Genomic DNA, 23,039 nt, shown 5'->3' with positions numbered 1-23,039 from the left:
CATGATTTTAATTGCCTTATTACTTGAAAAAATGCCAATCGGAGAAGTAGTGCCACTGAAGGCACAAATCAAATCTTTAGCTAATTTAAAAATCCTTACAGCTCAGTTAACTACGTTGTTTATGCTAGCAGGACATTACATGCTCTACGCTTATTTAACACCTTTTTTAGTAGAAGCATTTGATATGAGTCCTTCATGGATTAGTATTTGTTACTTAATCTTCGGTATTGCCTCTGTTAGTGGGAACGCAGTAGGAGGCTGGGTGAGTGATAAAATTGGCACGAGTAAAGCCATTATTTTGATTGTGTCTGCCTTTGCTATAGTTTTATTCAGTATTCCTTACACGATCATTGCTTTACCGCTATTTTTAGTGTTTACAGTTTTATGGGGTGCATTAAGCTGGGCATTGACACCACCATTACAAAATTATTTAATTCAAACTGATCCTAAATCATCCGATATTCAGCAGAGCTTAAATACAGCTGCCCTTCAAATTGGGATATCCATTGGATCAGCAGTTGGAGGCGCCATGTTTGCTTTGACTGATTCTGTTATGCATTTAGCGAGCTTTGGAACGATTCTAGTTCTCTGTGCATTAGGTTGTGCTATTTTCTCTATTAAAAGAGCGCCACTTGGACAGGAGCAGCATGGAGATTATCAATCAGCCCACCACAACTCATAATAGAAACAACCTAAAAGGTATTGGGGAAGCTATCTCCAATACCTTTTTAGCTTGATTTAGCAGAGGTTTTGGATCTATTAACTGCAATTATGCTAAGACTTAGTTTGATTGAATCTATGTTTGTATCTCTTTCAAAATTAATTTCTCTATGAATTCTAAGCATACTCTAAATACATATGGAATAGATTGTTGTAGTTAATGAATTTTATAGGAGTTTGAGATTTAAGTGCGCTTACTATTTTCAAGAAAAATAGTAGGAGCTCTTCAAATCTTGTAAATGGAAGGAGAACCCAATGACTGAATATCATCAACAATCGTCTGCTGAAGTCATGAAGATATTGAGCGTCACCCCACAAGGCTTGACCGATGATGACGTCCAAAAAAGGCAACAGGTCTATGGCTATAATGTATTAGAGGAAGGAAAAAAAACAAGTACGTGGGCTGTATTTTTCGGACAATTTAAAGATTTATTAGTTATTATATTACTCGTTGCGGCCTTCGTTTCATTTCTACTAGGGGAAGTAGAAAGTACGATTGTTATTATGATTGTAGTGATTTTAAATGCTATTTTAGGTACTGTACAACATGTAAAAGCAGAACAATCTCTAGACAATCTGAAAGCGTTGACCTCTCCCATTGCCAAAGTCATGCGTAACAATCAACTAATGCAGATTCCTTCGGAGGAAATTGTGATAGGAGATCTTCTGATATTGGAGGCGGGCGATTACATCAATGCAGATGGCAGACTACTAGAATGTCATAATTTACACATTAATGAAAGTTCCCTAACAGGTGAATCGATTGCTGTAGCCAAAAGTACAGATCCTATACGAAAAAATAATGTGACCATTGCTGATAAGAAGAACATGGTGTATTCAGGAAGCTTTGTAACTAATGGCCGTGGTATTGTAATGGTGACGGCAATCGGCATGCAGACAGAAATCGGCAAAATTGCGAATTTACTCGATACAGCCAAGGAGAAGAAAACGCCCCTACAAATTAGTCTTGATCAATTCGGTGAAAAATTAGCATTAGGGATTACACTCATTTGTTTAGCTATTTTTACAATTGACCTTATTCGAGGACGAGCCTTAGTTGAATCATTTATGTTTGCAGTCTCCCTTGCTGTTGCAGCAATCCCAGAGGCGCTAAGTTCCATTGTGACTATCGTATTAGCTTTTGGCACGCAGAAGATGGCGAAGGAAAATGCGATTATCCGTAAGCTTTATGCGGTGGAAAGCTTAGGAAGTGTTTCAGTTATTTGTTCTGATAAAACAGGGACCTTAACAGAAAATAAAATGGTGGTACAAGAAGTCTTTGTCGACCAGAAAAAGATACCACATGATTGGCTTAATCCAACAAATCCAGTGGAAAAAGAGCTGATGATCAAGGCACTTTTATGTAGTGATGCTGTAGAGCGAGATCAGAAAGAAATCGGCGACCCTACCGAAATTGCTCTTGTGAAATTAGGAAAGCAGTATGGCCTTGATGAACTGAAAATTCGAGAGCAATATAAACGCTTGGCTGAAATTCCATTTGATTCGGCAAGAAAGCTTATGAGCACGGTAAATCAGATGGACAAGCAAACGGTGATGATTACGAAAGGGGCATTGGATGTACTCTTGCCCAAAGTAACGAGAATCAAAACATCCACAGGCATTTTTGAAATGACCGCACAGCAGCGTCAGAAAATTGAAGCGGTCAATCGTGACTTTTCAATGAATGGTTTACGTGTGCTGGCCATTGCGTATAAAGATGTTTTCCCTCAGCAAAGCGTTGATACAAGAGCTGAACGTGACTTAATCTTTGTCGGCTTAGTTGCGATGATGGATCCTCCAAGAAAAGAATCGAAAGAAGCAGTGGAAAGCTGTATAAATGCAGGCATTAAGCCCGTTATGATTACCGGTGACCATAAAATTACAGCTACGGCGATTGCCCAACAAATTGGTATTTTACAAAATCCAGAAGAAGCGATTGAAGGACACGCCCTTGATGGTTTAACAGATCAAGAGTTACAAGATAAAATTGATGATTATTCTGTCTATGCTCGTGTTACACCGGCACAAAAAATTCGAATTGTAAAAGCCTGGCAGGATAAAGGTCATGTTGTTGCTATGACAGGGGATGGTGTCAATGATGGACCTGCCTTGAAACAAGCAGATATTGGTGTCGCAATGGGGGTAACAGGTACAGAGGTTGCAAAAGATGCCTCATCGATGATTTTAACCGATGATAATTTTTCGACGATTGTTAAGGCAATCGCTAATGGTCGTAGTATTTATACGAATATAAAAAATGCTATTCTATTCTTATTATCTGGTAATGCTGGAGCTATTTTTGTTGTGTTATATGCAACGGTGTTAGGCCTACCTGTTCCTTTTGCGCCTGTCCATCTATTATTCATCAACTTATTAACGGATAGTTTGCCAGCTATCGCCATTGGGTTAGAGCCCAATAATAAGAAAACGATGAAGGACAAGCCTAGAAATATTCATACACCTTTATTAAATAAAGCCTTTACGACACAAGTAGTATTAGAAGGTATTTTAATTGCCATCTCCACCATTATTGCTTTTCAAATTGGTCTATCGACAGGCGATACGTTAACAGCTAGCACAATGGCCTTTACAACACTGTGTTTATCCAGATTAGTGCATGGTTTCAACTCCAGATCCAAAGAGTCGATTTTCGCTATTGGTGTATTCTCGAATAAATATACATGGCTCGCTTTCTTAATCGGTGTGCTCAGCCTACACTTTGTCTTGTTTATGCCAATGCTCACAACAGTCTTTGAGGTTGCCCCATTGACGATTGCACAGCTAGGCTTCATTTATAGCTTATCTGTATTACCATTCCTCGTAAATCAATGGTATAAGCTTCTGTTCGTTAGGAGACGATAGTAAGTTAAAAAAAGAAGCTTCCGTTATGGATGAAACGGATGCTTCTTTTTAGCGTGGACGAGCCTCTAACCAACCTTTACGCTGACTATAGTCAATCAATTTTGATCCCAGTAGTGAATAACGCATATGAAGTTCACCATATTTTGTTAAATGGAGCTTCTTCACTGACAGATCGAGTGCTTGACTTACGGAAATTAAAGAGGAGGCGATATTCATGGATAAAATCGCACTAATTTCACCATCATTAATCATCGATTTGCCGCGAAGGTCTGTTATTTTCATCGTATTATACTCGATGGATGTAGTAGGTGCCAAGACGCCATTTTCCTTAAGTAACAATGTCAGGTGCTTATTTTCCTCTTTTAAACATTGAATAAACTCCAGGATCATTATCTTTAATTGTTTATCACGCGTATGCTTAAAAAAGGCATGGCTTGAAGCAATATATCCTTGATTGACACCAAGCTGTGACCAAAGCTTAAAAATCTCCTTAAATCGTAATGATGCTAGATTGTCTTTTAACATTGAGACACTTCCTAACTCTTAGGTTATCTAAGATTAGGATGGACAAGAAATGACATTCTATTCATCTTTTACAATAAAAGTTTACTAAGAGAACGTACTAATAATATGTGCCATAGGGATACGGATGTGGATAAGGGTAACGATATGGATACGGATAAGGACATGGTTTCATATAGTGCTTTGGCTTCGTTTGTTTATCGGTTGCTGATTTGACATGATTACAGCCTTTTGCTGGACCAATATAAGTTGTTGGAACAACCGGTGCAATGGTTTTCTTCCATTGTTCCTCATCTAAACAATACGTGTGAGCCATAATATTAGCTGGAGTAAATTTCAATATATCAGAGCCTAAAATGACTTCTGGTGTTGGCGCATCGAAAATAGCGAGTAAATGGGTGTCATCTTCTGTCGCTATTTCATAATGCCACCAGCCCTGTGGTACATTAGCGACTTGCCCAGGCTTGATTGGATAGTTTTGAATTTTCTTCGTAAAGGGATTCAATAGGGAAACTGTCGCCGCCCCAGTAATACAATAGACAAGCTCAGCTGCATTTTGATGGTAATGTGGCTCAACAACATTATCTTCACTTAAAAAAATATCGAGTAAAGATACATTTTCTAATGTATTTAATTGTTCCACGCCAAGCACATTAATATAATTTCGTGAATCCTTTTTAAAAAGCGTACTTTTGTTGACATCAAAAGTGAATTCCGCAGACGGGGAGGAATAATCAATATTTGTGTTTATAGTTACATCCTTTCTCACTTCAATTGTACTCTTCATTATCACCATAGAGTATGTTTCTATTATTGCTAGGCTTACACAAATGCCTAGCTCTCAGTGGGAACTCCTGCTTCATCTGCCTTTTTAAAGTTACCTAAAATTACCACTTCTATTTAAGAAAGTACATACGTATAATAAAAAACGAACATTTGTTCTTCTTCAGAGAGCTATGTTTACGAACTACAGTAAGTAAAGGAGCATTCAACATTATTATCATCAATGGTCATGTAATGGATACCTAGAAAATATGGAATGCTAGCTTTATTACGAGTTGCTTCCTATACAAAAGTGGGCACGGTGTTTCACGCAATGGCTTATATGGCGGACACTTGCTTAAGGAGTGGAGAAAATGATAAAAGATAGAGGAACAATGAAGTGGACAGCGATGATGTTACCAGAGCATTTAATGCTTTTGAAAGAATGGAAACAAGAGGTGTTTACAGAGCCACCTCGTGAACGCACTGAATGGGAGCTTGAAGAATTACAGCAAACGATCTCGCGAGCAATTGTTCAACATAACTATATTATGTTAACTATATGGGATCAGGCTCATTATGTTCAATGGGGAGGCTTCATTCAGGCGATGCATGAGGAGGAGCTACTACTAGAAACTATCACCACAACAAAGCATATCCCCTTAAGGTATATTTATGCTGCCCATATAGAAGATGATGTACTTGATTAATGGAGAGCAACAATGATTAGTACATTAATGTTTACAGCTCGACTTAGCAGTGAAATCATTGCGGCATATTTAACAATGGCAGAGGATTATGTTCACATTAAACGTCAGCTTGCCCAAACGATTATTTTAGCGATGCGCGGAATGCTACCATAGGAAATGATGAGGTGTTACGCTATCCATTCAAGTATTAAAAACCGAGGTGAGCTTGTGTTAAAACAATTTAACATCACTCATTTGAACAAAGCAAATGAGTGATGGTTTCTTTAAAGTGGTAACTGCATAACAATTTGCTCACCAATAGGCCCCATTCTTCTTTCACCGTTATCGATAAAGCCCACTTTGTGATAAAGATGCTGTGCGGCGATATTTTTGTGATTGACGACTAACACCACTTCATTACATTCATTAAAATGTTGCTTCACAAAGTCAGCAAGTGCAAACATTGCTTTTTTAGCATAGCCCTTACCTTGTTGTTGATGATCGATGGATAAGGCAGTTAACAACATAGCATTAGGGTTTGTAGAATATTCTTTTACCCTGTCAGTTGCATGAAGAACAAAAAAGCCAACTGGCACATGATCACTTAATATGACGATAGGATATTGTCCAACCGTCTCTATGGAAATTTCTTTTGGAAGGGCTGTAAATTGGTGTTGGTCTTCCGGTAGTTCAAAACTATGTAACTGCTCCACATAATCTTCTGAAAAATGTACTAATTCAATGTTCGCTGTTTTTTGCATAAAAAAGCCTCCTTTTTTTATTATTCTAACTACAGAACAGGTGTTCGTCAAGGAGGCTTGTATAAAAATAATGTCAGCTAGGATAGTTTAACTTAAAAAATTACCAAAAAATAAAATGAAGGAGATACTGATTATTAGGATAAGTGTGATCAACATTGTTATGATCCCTCGTAGCAAGGTTGCTAAATTTTTTACATCTTTCATTCCAACAAAGCTGAGGTAGAAACAGGTAATGGACAAGAGTAGAGTCAACGTCAATGGATGAAAATGAAGTTGTGTAACAAAAAAGTCTTTCATTGTGCCTGAAAGAAAAAATAGTAGGATGCAGCCTAAAGATAAAACAAATGACCAGAAATTTAAATTAATTCCCATTGTTTTCCTCCCTCCTATAGAACGAATTTGTCTTATGAATGTTCCGATGATTCCGTTTGATAGGGTAAAAGGATAAAACAGCGAAACGTGGAATGACAAAAAGAGGTCACTTGGACGAAAGTGACCCCAAATACCAATAAAAGGAGTGTACGTAAAGTTGAAAGAACTTTACACTACTATTAGTATGATGAGCTAGCGTTTTAAGATAGTTATCTATCTTAAGCGCTAGCTTTTAATTTCGATTAAATGACTTTAAGTATTGAAAAATCGCTGTGAGAAATACTCCAATTAAAAAGGACAGTAGATAACTTGTATGTCAACTAAGAAGTGCCAATAAAAAAAACATCCTAGATGGATGTCTTTAGTATAATGGCTGCTGCATCTGACAAGGTGGAAAGCCATTTACATCTTGAATCATATGAAAATCGTATTGTTTTAAGGCAAATTGGCTTTGATACAAATATTCGAGGACATGAAGCTTTCCACCTGAAACGCCGCAGAGGACACCAGAAGTACCCTGCCCATTTGTAAAAGAAACACCGACTGGCCGCCCGATTAAATAGGGGATCTCGTGTTGCCAAGGCACAATTACCACTCCTTTCAATGTAATATATGAAAGAAGTGGTAATAGATGTGGAGGTCAAATACCTAAAAATGGGAGTCGTTTTGTCAGTAGCTTTTAACGATGAAACAATATACTCTTCTAATTATATTAACAGCCAATGGAAGACTATTGGTATTTTGGTGTATATGGTATATTATGCATATAATTAGAAAAAAGGGGGATTTTTCTTGAGAAAATATACAAAGTTTGCATAGCAAAGGCTATTGCAAAAAAATGAATGACAATAGCCTTTGCTCTTCCTAAAAACAATCTATACATTTAGGAGTGCAATATGAGCTATAAAAAAGCAAAGCATATTTTACCTGCCGAATTGTTAGCATTAATTCAAGAGTATGTGGATGGTGAATATATTTATATTCCAAGGAAAGAAGAACATAAAAAGAACTGGGGAACTAATACGACCACAAGAACGGAACTGGATTTGAGAAACGCCAGTATTTATCATGATTTTTTAGCAGGAATGGATAGTGAGACGCTAGGTGAAAAATATTATTTATCACGTAAGAGTATTCAAAGAATTATTTTAAAAGAAAAAAGAAGGGCATTAAACAATCAGTCATTGCGATTTTAAATTGCAGTGGCTTATTTTTTTTTATGAAATATCGATGAGGTATGATCCGTGATGATATTCAGATATTCTTAAATAAGGCTATCTATTATTCGTGAAAAGGGAGAGAAATATGAAATTTACTAAATTATTGGGAAACTCATTTCCAACCATTCAAACTGAACATATGCGATTAAGGCAGTTAAAACATGAAGATGCACCAGCCTTATACAATTATTATTCAAATGAAAATGTTTATTGTTATCTAGATTGGAATGGGCCTGAGAGCTTAGAAAAAAGTTATGAGGTTATTAAAATATGGAATGAAGGCTATGAAAAGGGCTGGATTATTCGTTTTGCCATTGCTGACAACATCACAGATGAAGTGATAGGTACCATTTTTTTAAGTAATTTTGAAGGCAAGCGTGCTGAAATAGGGTACGAATTATCAGAATCATATTGGCATAGGGGCATTATGACTGAAGCGGTGAATGAAGTATTGTCTATTGGATTTAATCAATTAGGTTTAGTGAGGATACAGGCAACTGTCGCCGCAGAAAACATAGCTTCAAGGACGTTACTAGCAAAATTTAATTTTAAGGAAGAGGGTTTTTTACGACAATATGAATGTCATAGTGTTACGGGGGAATGTAGAGATATGTTCATCTATTCTTTATTAAATTCGGAATTCTCCAAAAGGTAATACGAAAATAAGTAAATGACTACTTCTATAATAGAGAAAATTTTAATTTTGTACTAAAGAACAGCCAACTTAAAAGGATGGCTGTTTTTATACATATAGTAATCACAATATTTGCATGCATTAATTTAACTGAAGAAAGGAAAAATAGGTTTGTCTTGATAAAATATGAAGCGAAAGTAGGTTTGGAAATGGACAAGGATTTACATTACGGTTATGATTATAAATTTATACCGGCGACATCTGTAGGGAGCGGTATTGGCGTAGAAGTACGACCTGATTTATATCAATATACAATACAGATCGTCAATATTGTGCTGTACGGTCAAAATGCCAATGAATTTGTGTTAATAGATGCAGGTATGCCGAAAAGTGCGGAAGAAATCATTGCTGTAGCGGAAAATCGTTTTGGAGCCAATGCTCGTCCCAAGGCCATTATATTGACTCACGGTCATTTTGATCATGTGGGAGCCATTATTGAATTAATCAAACATTGGAATGTCCCTGTCTATGTGCATTCTTTGGAATTACCCTATGTAACGGGAGAACAAAATTATCCACAACCTGATTCTACAGTTAACGGTGGTTTGATTGCTAAAATGTCACCTATTTTTCCGCATGAATCAATTCAATTAGGGAGTAACGTGAGTGCTCTTCCTTCAGATGGTTCTGTCCCCCATATGCCAGGATTCCATTGGATTCATACGCCAGGGCATTCACCAGGACATATTTCTTTATTTAGAAGCGAAGATGGTGCATTAATTGTTGGAGATGCCTTTGTAACGGTGAAACAAGAATCTCTCTATAAAGTATTGACCCAGACAAAAGAAATTAGTGGTCCACCTAGATATTTGACAACGGATTGGCAAGCAGCTTATGAGTCAGTGAAAAAATTAAAGGAATTAAGACCTTCTGTTGCCATTACAGGACATGGTTTAGCAATGGAAGGAGAAGAATTGACAGAAAATCTTCAGAATCTTGTGGATGATTTTGACCAAATTGCTTTACCTAATCACGGTAAGTACCTCAATTAGCTGTAAAAAGGGCGGGATAGCACAGTACAAAAACATCTTGGGGGCGATGTTAAAGGTGCTATCCCGCCATTAATGTATGTTTGTATAGTAATTAACATAACCACTGTAAATAAATTGAAAAGCAATTGAAATATAGATTAAAAGCTAGAAGTAATAGATAGGAACAGGAAAAAACAGTGGGGTAAAAACTACCCACACTGTTTACTTATTAAAGTAGAGAATGGTACTTAGTGAGCAACTTGCCCGCCATCTACTCCGTATACATAACCGTTACAGAAGCTTGCAGCATCTGAAGAAAGGAAGACAACTACTTCAGCAATCTCTTCTGGTTTAGCAGAGCGACGCATTGGCACATTAGAAACAACCTCGTTCCATACTTCAGGACTATCTTTCCACATTTGTGTCATTGGTGTTTCTGTTAATCCCGGTGCTACAGCATTTACACGGATACCATCTTCTGCATGGTCAATAGCGGCCGCTTTCGTTAAGCCAGTAACTGCATGTTTGGCAGTAACGTATGGGGCCATATTTGGATCGGCAATTAAACCTGCTACAGATGCAGTGTTTACAATTGTACCACCACCATTTTTGATCATGTATTCAAGCTCATGTTTTACAGCAAAAAATACACCTTTAACATCCACTGCCATTACTTTATCAAAAGCCTCTTCTTCAATATCAACGAATTTGGCTGGCTTATTTAAAACACCTGCATTGTTGAAAGCGTGATGGAGTCCACCAAATTTTTCTACTGTTTGTTGTACTAATAATTTCAATTGATCAGCGTTTGTTACATCCGTTTTAAAAAATACAGCTTCTCCACCTTCTTGTTGGATTAGCTCAACCGTTTCTTGTGCACGATCATCGACATCTCCAATGGCTACTTTCGCACCTCGGCGAGCAAAAGCAAGTGCTGTAGCACGACCAATACCAGTAGCTGCTCCAGTTATTAAAACAACACGACCTTCGAAATCTTGTAAGTTCATATTTCCTGCCTCCTATTATTTAAAGAGCTTCTTGTTAACATGTGTAGTATAGCGTTCCTTAAAAATTGTATTCAATAATTTTGTAAGAATGAGCTTATTCCTTTATAGTAATAAGCATGAGAAGGGAGGACAAAAAATGCAACTAACACAAATAGAATATTTTTTAATGGTAGCCCGCTTAGAGCATATGTCAAAAGCAGCTTTGGAACTAGAAATTTCGCAGTCTTCCTTAAGCAAAACGATTGCGCGTTTAGAAGAAGATATTGGCGTACCACTCTTTGATCGAAAAGGGAAATCGATTCGCTTAAATGAATACGGCCGAATGTTTTATGAGAAGGCGGAAAAAGCGCTAGATGATTTATATGAGGCAAAGACAGAGATTCAAGAGCTAGCTAATATTAGAGAAGATAGTGTCGCCATTAATGTCATGAATTCAAAACTATTACCCAAATTGTTTTTTAATTTTTATAAAAAGCGCCCGAATGTTAAAATCCGTCAATATGTATTACCAGATAAATTAGCCCAACAAAAATTAATTTATGGTGAAATAGATTTAATGATTGTCATCAATCCGATTGCTGATCGAAGAATAGAATGGGTTCCACTATTTACAGAAGAGATTTTTTTAGTTGTTCCAAAAAATCATCCTCTTGCTGTAAAAGAAAGTGTTTCACTAATTGAGACCAAGGATGAGCTGTTTATTTTATCCGAAACAGAGCAAAATTTCAGAGCAACAGAAAACCAACTATTTGAAAAGGCAGGTTTTACTCCGCAAATTGCATTTGAAGGAGAAGATTTGTCAATCATTTTACAATTAGTGAATGAAGGAAAAGGCATCTCTTTTATTTTTAAAAATTCTTTTTTAGATCAGTATTTAGATAATGCCAAGATATTGAAAATTTCAGATCCTGAATGCTTTCAAACGGTAGGCATTGCTTGGAATAAAAATAGAAAGAGTTCATTTGTTGTCAATAGTTTTCGTGATTTCGCGATCACCTTTTTAAGTGATAAGAAATAGAATTAAGATTGGGTCGATTCACCACCATCTACATGTAATACTTGCCCTGTAACGTGCCTAGAATCATCCGATGCTAAATAGACAAATGTAGGAGCCACCTCAAAAGGCTGAGCCATACGGTTAAATAAATTAGTCCCATGTAGGGCGTTTTCATCTGAAGAGAAACTGGAAGGAATAAGTGGTGTCCAAATACGGCCTGGGGCTATCGCGTTTACGCGAATTTGCTTATTAGCAACGCTTTTTGCCAAGGAGCGAGTCCAGCCAACAATAGCTGCTTTTGTAGCCGTGTAATCAATTAATAAAGGTTCACCTGCATAAGCCACAACGGAAGCAGTACCAATAATAGAGCTTCCTGCTTTTAAATAGGGAAGGGCTGCTCTTGTCGTATAGAAATGAGAATAGACGTTAAGCTTAAAAGTTTCATCAAATTGTTCATCTGTGATGTCTGTAAGATCATTTTGCTGAAATTGAATACCGACATGATTACATAAAATATCTAAACGGCCAAAAGTGTTAATCGTTTCTAAAACAATGTCAACACATTGTTTTTTATGACGTAGATCCCCAGGAAGTAGCAAACATTTTTTGCCTAGTTCCTCAATTCTTTTTTTCGTTCTATTAGCATCCTCATGCTCATCTAAATAAGCAATGGCGATATCCGCTTCTTCCTTTGCAAAGGCAATGGCAGCGGCTGCGCCCATCCCACTATCACCCCCAGTAATAAGAGCAACTTTCCCCTTTAACTTGCCACTCCCTTTATAATGAGGGTTTTCAATGATAGGCTTTGGTACCATTAAGCTTTCTAGACCAGGCTGGCGTAATTGTCTTTGTTCGGGTTGTGTTAGAGGCACCTCTTTGTATTGTGTGATTTTACCATAAATAGGATAGTGTGGGTACGGATCGTCTTTTTTATTGTCCTCAAACCATTGTTGATAAAATTGAATTTGTTGTACTAATTCCTCGTAGTCTTTTGAATTCCAGTCATTTGGATTGTTGATAACCAATCCCTCCTTTTCATCATATACTATGAATGCTTACCTTTTTATGTTAAAGCATAGAAAATAGCTATGAATGCAACAGGGGGAGTGTCAAATGGAAATTGAATTTTTTCCAGAGGTTATGCGGTTATTAGAAAACGAAGCATACTCATTAAACATTCATTATTTGAATTATACTTGGCTCACACCGACCATTGGTGTTAGACCACCTTATTATAGTCAACCCATTTACGAGCCGTATTATCCAATAGTATAGTATGATGCAACTGTAGATTGAGTTCGGTGTTATGCCGAACTCTTTTTAAAGTAGGCTTTTTTTCCTTTTCTTATTAGAAAAAATAGTTGAAATAAGGAGATCCTGAGATTAAATTTCATGGATTTTGCTAGGATAGCAATAGAAAAAAAGAAGAGAAGGTTTTATATGGAAAATAAAAAAATCATAAAAAAGGAAGCTAACCCGAAAGATGCTATTGTAGTGTTTACCTCCTTTTCATTCATTTGTTTAGCTATTATGTTTATGTTAATCGTGTACGAGGTAGTTAACATTGAGCAATACTTAACATTTAATCATCCTGCTCAATTACTTATGTATGTCATCATTGCTTCCTTTGCTTTAGTCTTATATGGCGTGATTTTAACGTATGTTGTACCCTCGAATGATATTGATGATACAAATAAGAGTTATCAAATGTATTCATTACACGAGATTTTCGCCTTTATGTTGTTAGGTGCTGTGTTTGAAGAGCTTCTGTTCAGAGGAATTATCCAAAATGTTCTTTACATTTGGCTGGATCATCAGTGGATGGCCATACTCATCACTACATGCTTGTTTTTAGCCATTCATGTTCAATACTTTAAAAAGCCAATCATGCTCCTGAATATTAGTATTCCAAGTCTGACGTTTAGCTGGCTTTATTTTAATACATACAATATTTTGGTCCCCATTATCGTCCATTTTCTGATGAACTTAGGGATAACACTTTTATTTAAATATAATGTTTTACGTGTTAAAAAATCCAACTGACAACTAACCCCATTCTCAAATGAGAACGGGGTTATGTTTGTTGAGCTTTTAAAATGAACTAACCTTTTTCTGCTTCACCTTTTTTACTTCTAAGTAGTAACGTCATGAATAAAAAAGTTGCTACCCAAAAAGAAAAGAAAAAATTTTCAAGTAAGGCCCAATCCCCATGAGTGAGATGATCATAAATCGTTGTAAATAAAAACAGTGTTACAAAGAACACGATATATAAACATTTTCCGAATGTAGTCAATGCAAGCACCTCTATTTGTAATGTATGTTAAATTGTCGATTCACTAGTAAAAGACCTATTGGAAGGCATTATTTTGATTGTCGTGGAAGAAGTAGAAGCCAAAAATTTAAAAATAGGCAAACAGAAGTATAGTTATTGTTAGCTATTATGGGTTTTTTTATACGAGATAATGAGAGATTGAAAAAAATTATTAACGGTAAAAAATGTGAAACTTCTAGGGGAAAGAGATCTTATATGTAAAAAGGAAGGATATTAATAAAAAGGAGTCGTATTAAACAGTTATATTCATTTTTGCGGTTATCAAAATATTGAAAGATAGGGGAATAGAACATGTCAAATAACGTAGGTTCTTTATTGGCGGATTATGAAGTGACCTTTGCAACGAGTAAAGAAGCAGACCAAATAGTTCATCTTTTAAAGGATGTAGCAAAATGGCTAAAGGAACAAGAAATCGATCAATGGGGATTTTTAGCTGCTGGAGGAGAAGATGATGAAATAAGGCAGGCGATCAGTAATAAGGACACTTTTATTGTTAAACGACATGAAGAGATTGTAGCAACATTTACGCTGTATGACACACCAAGCTCTTGGGACAAACATACTTGGGGACATGTAAATGATGAAGCCGTCTATCTTCATCGATTAGCTGTATCTCGTTCTAATATGGGCTCTGGTTTAGGAAAAGAATTATTACAATGGCTTGAACAGTATCTTAAAAAGGAAGGAAAAAATACGTTACGATTGGATTGCGTAGAGAAAAATAATAAATTAAATGATTTTTATCGTAGCAATGGTTTTGAACAAGTCGGCATTGGAGATGGGCATACTTTATTTCAAAAGAACTTATAGGTGAGGAATAAAAATTGGTACCATTTCATAACAAAAAGGAATCGATATTTCTTGTCGATTCCTTTTGGCGATAGTCTGAGCTGAAACCTGCTTGTATATTGTGTTATTGAATATCCTTTAAAGCATTGAAAAATTCATTAGCACCTTTTAGAATCTTGTATTCATAAAGAAATTTATTTTCTGTTTTAGTTGAATCGTTATCTAAATCTAGAAATGCAATTTGTTTTTTCTTTTCGGATACGTGCAATCCATAGCCTTTATTTGATTCGATGTTAATAGAATAATCCATATCTTCATAAGGAGTTGCACCGAGTGTTTTTTGTACTTGCAAGTTGTTTATCGCATCCATAATTTGTTTTTGTTGTTTTTCGTTTGTGACATTTACTCTTTCAGGATTTAGCGGTTCTGATTCAATTATAAGGATGTTTAAAGAAGTTGGTTTTTTATTTAAAATGGCATCTTCAAAAATATCTGCTACTGTATAAATTTTTTCAAATTCAGCTTTAGCAATGGCTTCATGTTTTTTTAACTCTTTATTTTCGTACACATCCCATACCATTAAGCCAATTACGACGGCAAGAACACTAATTGTTATGAAGAGTCGTTTCCTCATATTTTCCTCCTTTCCGGCCTTCGGTAAAATTATATCAAAAATGTTTAATTTTGTAAGTGTGGATTGGCATAAATAATCACTCATATAAACTAATAAGTAGTTATCTATTAGCCGTTTTTTGCACCACAAGTACCCCAGAAAAAAAGTATCTGCACCCAAATGTACCTCACATAAGAATACAAATACATACATATAAATAAAGGTAGTAGAAAAATAAGCATCGTAGAAACGTTGAGTTTAAGGGATCTGTTACATTGTAAATACACCCTCATAAAGTGAAATCTTAAGGAAATCTTCAGGTTCTACTAAGGAAAAATTTAAGATTAGCTGTGTATACTTATAAAAAAAGGAAATTCACGAAACCATTTGAAGATTTAAAACGTATTGGTAGTAGGAGAGAACATTGGAGTAGGTGAAGATATGGCACATACGATTTACATAGTATTAACCAAAACAGGCACATTATTATCGAAAGCAATTGGCATGTATACAGGCAAAGAGATGAATCATGCATCCATAGCCTTTGATGAGGGGCTATTTGAAATGTATAGCTTTGGTAGAAGACAATTAAATAATCCATTAAGTGGAGGTTTTTTACGAGAGGATGCGGAAAGAGGACTATTTGAATCCGCTGATTGTGTTATTTATCGTTGTCGGATATCTCATTATCAATATTTAGAGATGATGAAAATTGTTCGATATATGTATTGGAATCGAGATCGCTATAAATATAATTTTATCGGTCTTTTTGGGGTAGTGATGCAAAAGGAAGTGAGACGTGAGCGTGCTTATTTTTGTTCCCAATTTGTAGCGACGCTATTAAAAGTGGGCGGTTTAAAGATAGTCCAAAATCCAGCATTAATGACGCCTCATTGCCTAGCACAATTACCGTATTTAGAAAAAGTATACGCAGGGAAACTAGCAGACTATTTACATGCTGTACGTGAGCCTGCCATGATGTATGGCTAAGTCATCCGTTTTCTTTTCACCATGTTATTCAATACGTTGAAAATTGCATAATACTCAGGCTATCTTTTTGTTTAGTACGAAAAGATAGCCTGTTTACTGTCATTAGTCATATTTACCTTGTTCCGAATGAAAATAAACCTAGGTACTGAAAAACAGAAAATGAGTCCTATTCCTGTTAAAAGAGCTACCATAAAATTGGTATTATAACTATTAGGTATGTATGTGCAACGATTGAATGATCACCTAAGGAGGACTTAGAAATGAGCGAAGAAGTAACAGCAGTTGGATGGGATGCAATTGATCAGGCCTTAGCAAAAGTATATGGCGACCAGGAGCCTATGCATTATGGAACGATGATCCCTTATTCACTAGGCGGACAAGACCCTTTAGATGGGATAAGTGCCTATAAAAGTGAATCACCCATTCCACATTGGCATTTTGTTACATATGGATTCTCGGAATTATATGAAAAGGAATTGGAAAATAAGGAATACAGTGGGTATGGATTTGAATTGACATTTCGATTAGTGCGTCACGAGGACGAGGAGGAGCCACCTGCTTGGGCCTTAAACTTACTTCAAAATATGGGCAGATATGTTTTTAATAGTGGCAATGTTTTTAGAAAAGGCGATTATTTGGATGCCAATGGTCCTATTTGTCTTGATTCTGATACGCAATTAACCGCACTGGCCTTTACACATGACCCAGAGCTTGCAGAAATGGATACACCTAATGGCAAGATGGAGTTTATTCAAATGGTTGGTATTTCAGAGGATGAGCTTGAAGCGATGCAGACATGGAATACATTAGGGGTGTTAGAGGCGGGGATTGAGCAAATACCAAGCTATATTACTGATTTAACACGACCTTCTCTACTACAAAATCCCAAAGTACAAGAGGCAGTTGAGCGAGGAATAGAGGAAGAGGGGTCCAATACAGGCTTTCTTTTTGTCGATCAACTCGCTTGGGAAGAGGGGAAAAAGGGTTGGTTTCATAAACAATCCAATATTATGCAACTAGGAGCCAAGCAAGCGGAGGTTATAAGTAAATTATTACGAGGACGTCTATTAAAAAATAAGAATCTTAGCTTAGTTGGTCAACAAACTACAATCCTTTTTAAAGCGGATGATCAGGTGGGCTATCATGAGACTGAACAGGAAATTACCATAACATTAAACAAGGACGCGGTGGAGGAACTAAGTCAAAATCTTGTGCCGCAAGAAGGCCAATTTACTATATCTACGTTAGCAGGAGTGAGCTTTCAAATTTTGAAAACGCATATTAAAAATCAAGAAGGAGCGGTTGTGAAAACAATCGGATAAGGTGGATCTCTCGCTAGGCTTTTTAGCGGGAGATTTTTCGCTAAGCATGGAAAAGGAGGTTGTATGTTTGGAGCAATGTGTAGAACATTTTCTAGCAGATGTATGGGAGCAGCTTACGTCCATTTATCAACAAGAAAGTAAGAGAATACGTTCATTGAAAGGTCAAAGTCGACTACAAGCAGGCATTTTTAATTATTTAAAAGTTACTTGGAAAAAAGGAAAAACGCCTAACGGTACTATTTTTATTGATGTCTATGAGCCCTTTAGTTGGAGTGATAGTGCCTATAAGGTGGAGTCGGGTCCATACATACAAGAGTTTACAGAAAAAAGCTATATAGTAGAACTTTTTACGGCATTATGTACAAAAGTGGAAACGATTTTTCTATCAGAACAATACGGCCCTCGATTTTTTGATTACCACTTTCAAATCGTGCTTGAATTCGAACAGGATAATACGGTGTTCCATTATCAAGAGAAGCTGTTGAATAATCGCAAACTAGAGTTGACAAAAGAAGCGCTGACAACATTTATTGAAACAAAAGTGATGGCTAAGCTACCTGTGCGTCCAAGTGATCATGATGAATTTTTCTTCGCACAATATTTGGTCAATCCGCATTTTTTTCATCCAGTAGCTGATGAAATCGAACCACTAATTCGTCGACTACAAGAGAAGCATCTTGCCAACAAAGAACGTTTAGATAAATGGATTTATTATTATACTTCAGCATTTAAGCAGTGGGCAGAGGAGCATTTTTTAACGCACTATTTTGAACAAACAGGAGAGTATATTAAAGAGTGGGTGCTTAAAACTACTGATCGCCCTCCACAACTTGAGCAGGAACATATAGATTTTTTCCTGTATGTGGCGTTAAAAATAGGTCAGAAAGAGCCTGCTACTTGCCTAAAATACCTTGAGCTTGCCAAGCAGCTCGGCTCTCAGCAGGCAGTTGATTATTTGCAAACAGGGAGCGGTCGTTTTGAAAGCACGCGAAAGCGCGATGTTTTTCAAGGACAAGCGAATGATATATTGCAAACAATTGATATACGAATCATAGCAGAAGAGGAAGCGGCTTATCGAGAAGCACTTCATTATATCATTGATCTTCTAAAGGAAGGCTTTCCTAAAGGCTACAAGTTGTCATTGAAGTCTAAAGTAAAAAATTATCTTCCTATAAAAAAATTGGCTAAATCAAAGCTTCATCAGTTTTTTGCCAATTGCCTAGCATTTCCTACCCTTTTCCCTTTAATAGCGGACTATGCACAAGTAGCTATGGAAGAATTTGCTTGGTATCAGGATGTGGAGCCAAGTGAAAAATCAGCAATGCCGGGCACCTATGCAGTATTTGGATTAGGCCTTTCTAGTGATGCCTATTTCTCGCTTATCCAAACCTACATGGCGCTCGTTGATATAGAGCATCAGTCTGTGCAAGATGGTTATGCAGAGGCCTTTATAGAAGCTCATGGCCTCTCAGTAGAGCTAATGCCTGTTTTGGTAGCCATATTAATGGGTTCGAATGAATCGGCTAAGCCACTAAAAGGCATTGATATGTGGCAGCCAAACTTACTTGGGGCTCTTGTGCAAGAGTTAGAAAATAAGAAGGACTACGAGCGAGAAGTTGTGTTATACCGACTATTTGGTAATCCAAAGAAGCTAGCCCAGCGTAGGAAGCAAGAAGAAACATCGAGTAAGGAGCTAGATAGAATATTACAATGGATGAATTAAATAATGGAGGTAATCGAAATGGATTGGCTAGAGGTTAGTAAATCTAAAGACCTTGAGAGGGTATTAGAGGCTGTGACCAAGCTTGATGTAAATGAACGCGATGAGCGGGGAAGAACACCGTTAATGCTGTTTATTACCCATCGTATGCCACTTGAAGGTATTAAGCTTCTACTAACAGAAAACATAGACTTAGAAGCTCAAGATAAGCTAGGAGATAGTGCGCTGAAAAAAGCGGTGAAGTTTAAGCAAAGAGATGTTATTTCCTACCTACTTACTAGGGGTGTAGCGTTAAACGCTTCAGAAGGGATTAGGGCAACGGCTTGGTATGCGGCAAGAGAGCATAAAGGGATAGCAGATTTATTGCTGGATACTCCTGGCACAATTAGACTGACTTTGAGCGAAGAAGAACAGCAACAGGTGAACGCCATTTTATATGAGGAATCTATTGAAATGATGTGCAGCCGCATTAGTAAGATATCGTCGGCTATCATTTTACACGCCATTGTTATTAGCTATAACTGGGATGATGGACCAGAGCCTATGCTCGCGGCAATGACCAATCCAATTTGTGCTCCTATTACATTAATGGAGATGTTTGAGCTAATGGAAGGTGATTATTGGCTAGAACAAACAGAGGAAGAAATTGCGGGTTCACAGTGGAAACGTCCATGGAAAGAGATGGCCGAAAAATTAGCAGCACAAATAGATTATTCATGACAGAGATAAGGGGATTTATAATGGATCAAAAAGCCAAGAAAATTTTAATGCAAACCTATTGGCAATCGGGTAGATGGAGAGCTGAAGGGGCTACCTATACAGTTGAAGACTTTCAGTATGCGAAAGATAAAGGTTTGATGTTTGATCGCTTAACGATATCCCATGATGAATGTATAGAAAGGCTCAGACAACTCCATGATGAAGTCTTAACAAAAGAACTGGTGATCCAAGCATTTTTGCATAGTTTGTCAACTCGCAAAGTTCATTTGCGCAGTGCCCTATCTAGCTGGGCCCTTACCTATGATCTACCGAATCATGCCTATCACGAACGACCTGTAGCTTCGGTAGCCTATAGTGCGTGTGGCTACTGTAATGAACAAAAAATAATGCCAAAAGAATTGTATGTAAATGAAGACTTAAATGTGCTGAATTTTGAACGAATCAAGTGGGGAGGTATTCGTCTAAATTGGCTATTGTATTGTTTGCTGGATTTAGAATGCTTAGTGAAAGAACAACAGGCATTTACTGTTTGCGAGGAAGATGTAGCCATTTTGAAAAAGATGGTAGAGGCGATTGGATCCTGTCAAGACACGGATGCAGCTAGACAGCTTGAGAAACGGTGGAAAGATGTTTTTAAGTCCAATCAATATGAACGAGATGTTGTCATGGAAATATGGGGCTATGCAGGAATACTTGTATCAAAGAATGACTTTCGGAAGGAGCGAGGACGAGGAACAGATTTCATGTCAATGGCTACTTGGAGGGGGCAAGACGGCTATTCACAAGAAAAGTTGAAGTTCTACTTTGGCTCCTATCTGTAAGAAAGGAGCGTTCACGGATGAAGAAACCAGTCCATCGTTCAATTAAAATTGTCGATATTGCAAAGGAACCATTAAAGAGACTACCATACCAAACAGCCGCCCCTAATGGAAAAGGCATAGCCTATAAAGTGCTTCCTATTTATTGGGGAGAGATGGTGGGCCTACCTAAGGAGCTAGATGCGTTGGTCGTTACCTCTGATTTACAGGGAGTTATTGACCACGAGCAAAAATTGCTGGGAGAAGGGCTTGCTGATACATTAGCACAATTGTTTGAAACGCACTTTTCTGATTTAAATCCATCCAAAGTGGTGGTTTGCTTATGTGGAGATTTGTATGTAGATCCGTTAAAGAGGGGGTCCAGTGGCAATCCATTGTCGGTATGGCAAGCTTTCCATAGTAAATTTGGTGTTGTGGCGGGTATTGCGGGGAATCATGATGTTTTCTCATGTGAGGCAAGAGCTATATTGGGCGCTACAGCAGGTATTCATTTTTTCCCTAAGGCTGGCAAGCTGCACTGCGGTGAAATGACGATTGCAGCATTAGGGGGAGTTATTGGTAGGGCTGATAAATCGAATCGTATGAGCGAAGCTGATTATTTAACCCATTTACGTCAGTTATTAAGGCAAAACCCTGCAATTTTATTGCTACATGAAAGTCCTGAAGTGAGGCTACATAGGCAACCTGGAAACGCAAGTATTTGGAATGAGCTACAGCAAGCTTCTAATTTAATTGTTTGCTGTGGACACGTTCATTGGGATACGGAGATGGTAGAGTGTGATAATGGGTTGCAAATTTTAAATACAGATGGCCGAGCTTTTATTTTTACGAAAGCTTCATTAGATTAAAGGAAGTTAAGAAAGGGAGGAGCATGAAATGGGGACTTGGGGTTATAAAGCGTTGGAAAGTGATGAAGGATTAGATGTTGTGGGCTTTTTACAGGATTTTATCAACCAACACAATGAATCAAAACAGTTACTATTAAGGAATAGTATCCAGGCAATGAAAAATCAAGGCTTTTTCGGGGAGACCTTTGAAGATATCGATTTTTTCTATGATATGAGTGCAATGGCACTAGCGGAATTCTACATCCACTATCTCAATACTGGTCAATTTTACGGTAAAGACAGCAATGATCCAAACATACACATGACGGCAGATAAAAGCTCTTTGACATTTATTTTAAGATATTTAAAAGATATTAAAGACGATGTTCCTGACCAACATGGGAGTAGAGAGCTTGTTGAATTATGGTCTGAATCCCAAAGTTGGCCTGAATGGCAAGCCAACCTTGCCAATCTTATTGAGAGAATGGAACAAGAAATTAGCCATTTAGCATCAATGGAAAAATGGAAGTGAATGAAATGACCTATGATTTTTGGATAATGGCTTCCATTTTGGAATTAGTTGAATATCCAGATGAAACAAATGATGACTATATCCCTCACCCAACTTTTCAGGAAATTATGGATGTGCTGGATATCCAAGTGCCTATAAAAGAGATTTACGAACGTTTTTTTGATCAATCCATCCATACAGGGGATGTTTTAGTATTTACCAATAAGCATCTGCCACATGCCTGTATTGTGCTTGATACGTATCGTGATCCACTTGATCAACAGGATCTAATTCAGTTCGGCTGGAGGGTGACTGTAAAAGATGTTCGTATAATCAAACAGTTGTCACGAGAACTATATGATCATTGCGATTTTTCCATTCGTTACGAGGAAGGTCAATCCATCCTTTATCAGGTACTCCAAAAGGAGTGCTATCCTCGCAAATATTACTATGAGACGGTCTATGAGCAACAAATAAAACAGTACTTGGTGTAAAAAAAGATCCGTGACACCTTAAAAAGTGCACGAATCAGTACTACGTTATAGGATGAAATAACTAACAACAGATAAAATGATGGCAATACCGAGAATAGGTGCAATTAATTTCATATGACGCTTTCGCTCCATAACTACAATTGCAACATATTCACGAATCATAGCGTTTGGCCAGTAATAAAAGGCCGTCTTTGAGCCAATGCCTTGACTGTTTAAGCCAGCAAGTCTTGCATAAATACCCGCACGAAATAGGTGAAAATTATTTGTTGTAAAAATGCTATTGTAAGCTTTACCTTGTGTTATTTCATCCATGAGTTGCTTCGAAA

27 protein-coding genes are annotated in these 23,039 nt (G+C 37.2%); 19 read left to right on the top strand and 8 right to left on the bottom strand.

What is annotated here, in order from left to right; translation table 11 throughout:
* Together RT445_RS09320 and RT445_RS09315 are read left to right on the top strand one after the other, a co-directional pair.
* Positions 1–682 (top strand): MFS transporter (locus RT445_RS09320; RefSeq protein ID WP_313470448.1); only part of this gene is annotated, 682 nt, incomplete at its 5' end.
* A gap of 293 nt (positions 683–975) precedes the next feature.
* The gene (locus RT445_RS09315) at positions 976–3,582 is read left to right on the top strand and encodes a cation-translocating P-type ATPase (protein ID WP_274793396.1); all 2,607 of its coding nucleotides are present in this window, start codon (positions 976–978) and stop codon (positions 3,580–3,582) included.
* Between the two features lie 48 nt (positions 3,583–3,630).
* Here RT445_RS09315 and RT445_RS09310 read toward each other — a convergent pair whose 3' ends face one another.
* Positions 3,631–4,107 carry a DUF3231 family protein gene (locus tag RT445_RS09310; RefSeq protein ID WP_274793395.1) on the bottom strand — a complete coding sequence of 159 codons (477 nt, stop codon included), beginning with the start codon at positions 4,105–4,107 and terminating at the stop codon, positions 3,631–3,633.
* 97 nt (positions 4,108–4,204) lie between these two features.
* On the bottom strand, positions 4,205–4,891 hold the full coding sequence (locus tag RT445_RS09305; protein WP_396631799.1) for a cupin domain-containing protein: 687 nt from the start codon (positions 4,889–4,891) through the stop codon (positions 4,205–4,207).
* Positions 4,892–5,240: 349 nt separating this feature from the next.
* Between RT445_RS09305 and RT445_RS09300 the strand changes: the two genes are divergently transcribed.
* Together RT445_RS09300 and RT445_RS09295 are read left to right on the top strand one after the other, a co-directional pair.
* The gene (locus RT445_RS09300; protein ID WP_274793394.1) at positions 5,241–5,576 is read left to right on the top strand and encodes a YolD-like family protein; all 336 of its coding nucleotides are present in this window, start codon (positions 5,241–5,243) and stop codon (positions 5,574–5,576) included.
* A gap of 12 nt (positions 5,577–5,588) precedes the next feature.
* Positions 5,589–5,729: a hypothetical protein gene (locus tag RT445_RS09295; protein ID WP_274793393.1), complete on the top strand. Its 141-nt coding sequence runs from the start codon at positions 5,589–5,591 to the stop codon at positions 5,727–5,729.
* Between the two features lie 110 nt (positions 5,730–5,839).
* Here the strand turns inward: RT445_RS09295 and RT445_RS09290 are convergent, their stop codons facing one another.
* Together RT445_RS09290 and RT445_RS09285 are read right to left on the bottom strand one after the other, a co-directional pair.
* A complete protein-coding gene (locus tag RT445_RS09290) occupies positions 5,840–6,316 on the bottom strand; it encodes a GNAT family N-acetyltransferase (RefSeq protein ID WP_274793392.1) in 477 nt (158 codons plus the stop codon).
* A gap of 733 nt (positions 6,317–7,049) precedes the next feature.
* The gene (locus RT445_RS09285; RefSeq protein WP_274793391.1) at positions 7,050–7,274 is read right to left on the bottom strand and encodes a hypothetical protein; all 225 of its coding nucleotides are present in this window, start codon (positions 7,272–7,274) and stop codon (positions 7,050–7,052) included.
* A gap of 310 nt (positions 7,275–7,584) precedes the next feature.
* On the opposite strand from RT445_RS09285, the gene RT445_RS09280 reads away from it, so the two are divergent.
* From RT445_RS09280 to RT445_RS09270, 3 genes are all read left to right on the top strand, one after another.
* Positions 7,585–7,884 (top strand): CD3324 family protein, encoded by a 300-nt coding sequence (locus tag RT445_RS09280; RefSeq protein ID WP_274793390.1) that lies wholly within the window; start codon positions 7,585–7,587, stop codon positions 7,882–7,884.
* Positions 7,885–7,993: 109 nt separating this feature from the next.
* A complete protein-coding gene (locus RT445_RS09275; protein ID WP_274793389.1) occupies positions 7,994–8,563 on the top strand; it encodes a GNAT family N-acetyltransferase in 570 nt (189 codons plus the stop codon).
* Positions 8,564–8,751: 188 nt separating this feature from the next.
* Positions 8,752–9,594 (top strand): MBL fold metallo-hydrolase, encoded by an 843-nt coding sequence (locus tag RT445_RS09270; protein ID WP_274793388.1) that lies wholly within the window; start codon positions 8,752–8,754, stop codon positions 9,592–9,594.
* 227 nt (positions 9,595–9,821) lie between these two features.
* On the opposite strand, the gene RT445_RS09265 is transcribed toward RT445_RS09270, so the two are convergent.
* On the bottom strand, positions 9,822–10,580 hold the full coding sequence (locus RT445_RS09265; protein WP_274793387.1) for an SDR family NAD(P)-dependent oxidoreductase: 759 nt from the start codon (positions 10,578–10,580) through the stop codon (positions 9,822–9,824).
* Positions 10,581–10,716: 136 nt separating this feature from the next.
* On the opposite strand from RT445_RS09265, the gene RT445_RS09260 reads away from it, so the two are divergent.
* Positions 10,717–11,598 (top strand): LysR family transcriptional regulator, encoded by an 882-nt coding sequence (locus RT445_RS09260; RefSeq protein WP_274793386.1) that lies wholly within the window; start codon positions 10,717–10,719, stop codon positions 11,596–11,598.
* A gap of 2 nt (positions 11,599–11,600) precedes the next feature.
* On the opposite strand, the gene RT445_RS09255 is transcribed toward RT445_RS09260, so the two are convergent.
* On the bottom strand, positions 11,601–12,602 hold the full coding sequence (locus RT445_RS09255; RefSeq protein ID WP_274793385.1) for an SDR family oxidoreductase: 1,002 nt from the start codon (positions 12,600–12,602) through the stop codon (positions 11,601–11,603).
* 88 nt (positions 12,603–12,690) lie between these two features.
* Here RT445_RS09255 and RT445_RS09250 point away from each other — a divergent pair, with 88 nt between their 5' ends.
* The 3 genes from RT445_RS09250 (at position 12,691) to RT445_RS09240 (ending at position 14,719) form a co-directional block, all read left to right on the top strand.
* Positions 12,691–12,852: a hypothetical protein gene (locus tag RT445_RS09250; protein ID WP_274793384.1), complete on the top strand. Its 162-nt coding sequence runs from the start codon at positions 12,691–12,693 to the stop codon at positions 12,850–12,852.
* Positions 12,853–13,017: 165 nt separating this feature from the next.
* The gene (locus tag RT445_RS09245; RefSeq protein ID WP_274793383.1) at positions 13,018–13,620 is read left to right on the top strand and encodes a CPBP family intramembrane glutamic endopeptidase; all 603 of its coding nucleotides are present in this window, start codon (positions 13,018–13,020) and stop codon (positions 13,618–13,620) included.
* 580 nt (positions 13,621–14,200) lie between these two features.
* Positions 14,201–14,719, top strand: a complete 519-nt coding sequence (locus tag RT445_RS09240; RefSeq protein ID WP_274793382.1) for a GNAT family N-acetyltransferase — start codon at positions 14,201–14,203, stop codon at positions 14,717–14,719.
* A 103-nt stretch (positions 14,720–14,822) separates the two neighbouring features.
* Here RT445_RS09240 and RT445_RS09235 read toward each other — a convergent pair whose 3' ends face one another.
* On the bottom strand, positions 14,823–15,332 hold the full coding sequence (locus RT445_RS09235; RefSeq protein WP_274793381.1) for a hypothetical protein: 510 nt from the start codon (positions 15,330–15,332) through the stop codon (positions 14,823–14,825).
* 420 nt (positions 15,333–15,752) lie between these two features.
* Between RT445_RS09235 and RT445_RS09230 the strand changes: the two genes are divergently transcribed.
* From RT445_RS09230 to RT445_RS09195, 8 genes are all read left to right on the top strand, one after another.
* Complete coding sequence (locus tag RT445_RS09230) at positions 15,753–16,301, top strand: hypothetical protein (protein ID WP_274793380.1); 549 nt, start codon at positions 15,753–15,755, stop codon at positions 16,299–16,301.
* A 260-nt stretch (positions 16,302–16,561) separates the two neighbouring features.
* Entirely contained in the window at positions 16,562–17,623 is a 1,062-nt protein-coding gene (locus RT445_RS09225; protein WP_274793379.1) for a suppressor of fused domain protein, read from the top strand.
* 67 nt (positions 17,624–17,690) lie between these two features.
* Complete coding sequence (locus RT445_RS09220; RefSeq protein ID WP_313470442.1) at positions 17,691–19,346, top strand: DUF6138 family protein; 1,656 nt, start codon at positions 17,691–17,693, stop codon at positions 19,344–19,346.
* Between the two features lie 18 nt (positions 19,347–19,364).
* Entirely contained in the window at positions 19,365–20,063 is a 699-nt protein-coding gene (locus tag RT445_RS09215) for a DUF4274 domain-containing protein (RefSeq protein WP_274793377.1), read from the top strand.
* 20 nt (positions 20,064–20,083) lie between these two features.
* Positions 20,084–20,884 carry a hypothetical protein gene (locus RT445_RS09210; RefSeq protein WP_274793376.1) on the top strand — a complete coding sequence of 267 codons (801 nt, stop codon included), beginning with the start codon at positions 20,084–20,086 and terminating at the stop codon, positions 20,882–20,884.
* A gap of 17 nt (positions 20,885–20,901) precedes the next feature.
* On the top strand, positions 20,902–21,729 hold the full coding sequence (locus RT445_RS09205) for a metallophosphoesterase (protein ID WP_274793375.1): 828 nt from the start codon (positions 20,902–20,904) through the stop codon (positions 21,727–21,729).
* Between the two features lie 28 nt (positions 21,730–21,757).
* A complete protein-coding gene (locus RT445_RS09200) occupies positions 21,758–22,240 on the top strand; it encodes a DUF4259 domain-containing protein (protein WP_274793374.1) in 483 nt (160 codons plus the stop codon).
* 5 nt (positions 22,241–22,245) lie between these two features.
* Positions 22,246–22,713, top strand: coding sequence for a hypothetical protein (locus tag RT445_RS09195; RefSeq protein ID WP_274793373.1), 468 nt, complete (start codon positions 22,246–22,248; stop codon positions 22,711–22,713).
* A 45-nt stretch (positions 22,714–22,758) separates the two neighbouring features.
* Here the strand turns inward: RT445_RS09195 and RT445_RS09190 are convergent.
* On the bottom strand, positions 22,759–23,039 hold a 281-nt coding region (locus tag RT445_RS09190), incomplete at its 5' end, for a YdcF family protein (protein ID WP_483869412.1).

The organism is Lysinibacillus sp. (assembly GCF_032093475.1).
GTDB classification, from domain to species: Bacteria; Bacillota; Bacilli; order Bacillales_A; family Planococcaceae; genus Lysinibacillus; species Lysinibacillus irui.
The sequence above is the reverse complement of the archived record's forward strand: the minus strand, read 5'-3'. Positions and strand labels throughout refer to the sequence as shown.

Excerpts from the sequence above, each read along its gene's own strand:
- RT445_RS09230 (WP_274793380.1), top strand. The coding sequence starts at position 15,753 with ATGGCACATACGATTTACATAGTATTAACCAAAACAGGCACATTATTA.
- RT445_RS09195 (WP_274793373.1), top strand. The coding sequence starts at position 22,246 with ATGACCTATGATTTTTGGATAATGGCTTCCATTTTGGAATTAGTTGAA.
- RT445_RS09205 (WP_274793375.1), top strand. The coding sequence starts at position 20,902 with ATGAAGAAACCAGTCCATCGTTCAATTAAAATTGTCGATATTGCAAAG.
- RT445_RS09235 (WP_274793381.1), bottom strand. The coding sequence starts at position 15,332 with ATGAGGAAACGACTCTTCATAACAATTAGTGTTCTTGCCGTCGTAATT.
- RT445_RS09210 (WP_274793376.1), top strand. The coding sequence starts at position 20,084 with ATGGATCAAAAAGCCAAGAAAATTTTAATGCAAACCTATTGGCAATCG.
- RT445_RS09290 (WP_274793392.1), bottom strand. The coding sequence starts at position 6,316 with ATGCAAAAAACAGCGAACATTGAATTAGTACATTTTTCAGAAGATTAT.
- RT445_RS09225 (WP_274793379.1), top strand. The coding sequence starts at position 16,562 with ATGAGCGAAGAAGTAACAGCAGTTGGATGGGATGCAATTGATCAGGCC.
- RT445_RS09275 (WP_274793389.1), top strand. The coding sequence starts at position 7,994 with ATGAAATTTACTAAATTATTGGGAAACTCATTTCCAACCATTCAAACT.
- RT445_RS09250 (WP_274793384.1), top strand. The coding sequence starts at position 12,691 with ATGGAAATTGAATTTTTTCCAGAGGTTATGCGGTTATTAGAAAACGAA.
- RT445_RS09200 (WP_274793374.1), top strand. The coding sequence starts at position 21,758 with ATGGGGACTTGGGGTTATAAAGCGTTGGAAAGTGATGAAGGATTAGAT.
- RT445_RS09315 (WP_274793396.1), top strand. The coding sequence starts at position 976 with ATGACTGAATATCATCAACAATCGTCTGCTGAAGTCATGAAGATATTG.
- RT445_RS09265 (WP_274793387.1), bottom strand. The coding sequence starts at position 10,580 with ATGAACTTACAAGATTTCGAAGGTCGTGTTGTTTTAATAACTGGAGCA.
- RT445_RS09260 (WP_274793386.1), top strand. The coding sequence starts at position 10,717 with ATGCAACTAACACAAATAGAATATTTTTTAATGGTAGCCCGCTTAGAG.
- RT445_RS09280 (WP_274793390.1), top strand. The coding sequence starts at position 7,585 with ATGAGCTATAAAAAAGCAAAGCATATTTTACCTGCCGAATTGTTAGCA.
- RT445_RS09295 (WP_274793393.1), top strand. The coding sequence starts at position 5,589 with ATGATTAGTACATTAATGTTTACAGCTCGACTTAGCAGTGAAATCATT.
- RT445_RS09240 (WP_274793382.1), top strand. The coding sequence starts at position 14,201 with ATGTCAAATAACGTAGGTTCTTTATTGGCGGATTATGAAGTGACCTTT.
- RT445_RS09215 (WP_274793377.1), top strand. The coding sequence starts at position 19,365 with ATGGATTGGCTAGAGGTTAGTAAATCTAAAGACCTTGAGAGGGTATTA.
- RT445_RS09305 (WP_396631799.1), bottom strand. The coding sequence starts at position 4,891 with ATGAAGAGTACAATTGAAGTGAGAAAGGATGTAACTATAAACACAAAT.
- RT445_RS09310 (WP_274793395.1), bottom strand. The coding sequence starts at position 4,107 with ATGTTAAAAGACAATCTAGCATCATTACGATTTAAGGAGATTTTTAAG.
- RT445_RS09270 (WP_274793388.1), top strand. The coding sequence starts at position 8,752 with ATGGACAAGGATTTACATTACGGTTATGATTATAAATTTATACCGGCG.
- RT445_RS09300 (WP_274793394.1), top strand. The coding sequence starts at position 5,241 with ATGATAAAAGATAGAGGAACAATGAAGTGGACAGCGATGATGTTACCA.
- RT445_RS09245 (WP_274793383.1), top strand. The coding sequence starts at position 13,018 with ATGGAAAATAAAAAAATCATAAAAAAGGAAGCTAACCCGAAAGATGCT.